This window comes from Chamaesiphon sp. OTE_20_metabat_361, from assembly GCF_031364565.1.
The window spans coordinates 1-1,855 of sequence record NZ_JANLWO010000719.1 but is presented as its reverse complement, the minus strand read 5'-3'; the positions used below and the strand labels follow the sequence as shown (position 1 = coordinate 1,855).

Below are 1,855 nucleotides of genomic sequence, written 5' to 3'. Positions count from 1 at the left end.
TGGGATATGGCTTAGTTACTAAGCGGGACGGCAAATGTTAGATATTAGTGAGTTGCGATTTTTCTAGCGGAGGCAGAACCCGGATCTGGGGGTTGTCTTGACGCGCTATACCTGGAGGGAACCTCCAGAGCGCGCGTCGCTGTCTTGGTGCGCTAAACCCGGAGGAAACCTCCAGAGCGCGCACCGCTCCGACCCCCAGCCCCCCCGTTGAAAGCGGCTCGCGCTCCTCGGGTTCTAGCGAGACAAGACAGGCGGGACGCGTCTTGACCGAAACACATGCGGAGGGAACCTCCGCGTGATTTCGGTCGCCGCCTTCTCAAACTCTCCTGCGTAAGGTTTGATTTGTGTGAGGCGGAGAAAGAAGCGGCATTCTCTTCATCTCTAGACTTTAGTTGGAAGTTATCTTGCTCCTCCCCTTTATAAGGGGAGGTTGGGTGGGGTAAAGATCTTCAATCGATCGAGAAAGTAGGGTGGGCAGTGCCCACCAACTAGGTTTCAGCCACGATCTATTCGATAAATGATTGTGCCTACCTACTTACCTAAATATAGAATTTGCTCCTCCCCTTATAAAGGGGAGGCTGGGTGGGGTAAAGATCTTTAATCGATCGCAAACCCCCCACCGATTACCATTTGAGTAAATTAAATTGCTCCATATCGACCGTATCGCGGTTGCGATAGATCGAGAGGACGATCGCGAGTCCGACGGCGGCTTCGGCTGCGGCGATCGCAATTACAAATACGGTAAATACTTGGCCTTTAATCTCGGCTGGATCGATGTAGTTGGAAAAGCCCATCAAGTTGAGATTGACCGCATTTAACATCAACTCGATCGACATCAATACCCGCACCGCATTCCGACTGGTAACTAATCCATAGATACCGATACAAAATAGCGCCGCCGCTAAAATTAAAAAATATGGTAATTGCAACATAGCGATTATTTCGATTGTGATTTAGCGATTATTTCTCAGTACCAACCAACTCGCGCGGACGTTCGGGGAGCGTCAGGCTGTCTGGAGAAGAAGTGCCACCAGTGAAATTTTCTGGCATGAAATCTCGGCGGGCGAGGATAATTGCGCCAACCATTGCCATCAATAATAAGACTGAAGCTAATTCAAACGGCAGCAAAAAATCTGTGAAAAAGTGCTTGGCTAATGGCACGATCGAGCTTGCTAACGGCGCAACTGTCGAGATTTGCCAAGGAGTCGAGATCGCGACAGTACTCAGTAGTGTAAAAATTCCCCCACAAACTAAAGCCGTCGAACCCTGTCTGAACCAATTGTTTTTCAGCGGTTTGAAATCTTCCCGCTTGTTCACCAACATGATGGCAAATAAAATCAAGACATTGACTGCGCCGACGTAGACCAAGATTTGGGCAGCAGACACAAAATCAGCATTGAGCAGGATATAAATCCCCGCCATACTAATAAATACTCCACCCAGCAAAAAGGCAGAATAGACAATATTAGCAAATAAGACGACACCCAAAGCTGCTCCAAACATTAGGACTGAAAGGATACCGAATGTAACTAATTGAACACCTTCAGCGATTTGCATTTTTCTTACTTATTGTGTATGGAATTCGAGTGCCTGTTTGCCCAAAATAGTGGCTGGCAGTTTTCATAGATTCATAACCCGTTCTGCGCTGATGCCGATTTGGCAACCAGCAGCGGCGCAGCTCATTAGGTATTGCTATTAGCGCGTTGAGCGCCTGCTGGTAAGTTGCGAGGATCCATGACACCTTTAGGTAGATAAGCCATCGTCCGCAGTGCAGTTACCATCGGATCGTCAGTCACTTTTGTCGGTAAGCGACCGAGGGCGACACTATCATAGTTGAGCTGGTGTCGATCGAATG

General features: G+C 48.5%; 2 protein-coding genes and 1 pseudogene. All 3 read right to left on the bottom strand.

Annotated features, from left to right (window positions below; all coding sequences use genetic code 11):
• Nucleotides 1-623: 623 nt before the first annotated feature.
• The gene (gene nuoK / locus RMO35_RS20300) at nt 624-929 is read right to left on the bottom strand and encodes an NADH-quinone oxidoreductase subunit NuoK (RefSeq protein ID WP_309743649.1); all 306 of its coding nucleotides are present in this window, start codon (nt 927-929) and stop codon (nt 624-626) included.
• A gap of 31 nt (nt 930-960) precedes the next feature.
• On the bottom strand, nt 961-1,557 hold the full coding sequence (locus RMO35_RS20295; RefSeq protein ID WP_309743647.1) for an NADH-quinone oxidoreductase subunit J: 597 nt from the start codon (nt 1,555-1,557) through the stop codon (nt 961-963).
• A 125-nt stretch (nt 1,558-1,682) separates the two neighbouring features.
• A pseudogene (locus RMO35_RS20290) lies at nt 1,683-1,855 on the bottom strand (NAD(P)H-quinone oxidoreductase subunit I); the annotation flags it as partial.

Bases quoted from the DNA above. Each gene is read 5' to 3' on its own strand.
- RMO35_RS20295 (WP_309743647.1), bottom strand. From the start codon at position 1,557: ATGCAAATCGCTGAAGGTGTTCAATTAGTTACATTCGGTATCCTTTCA.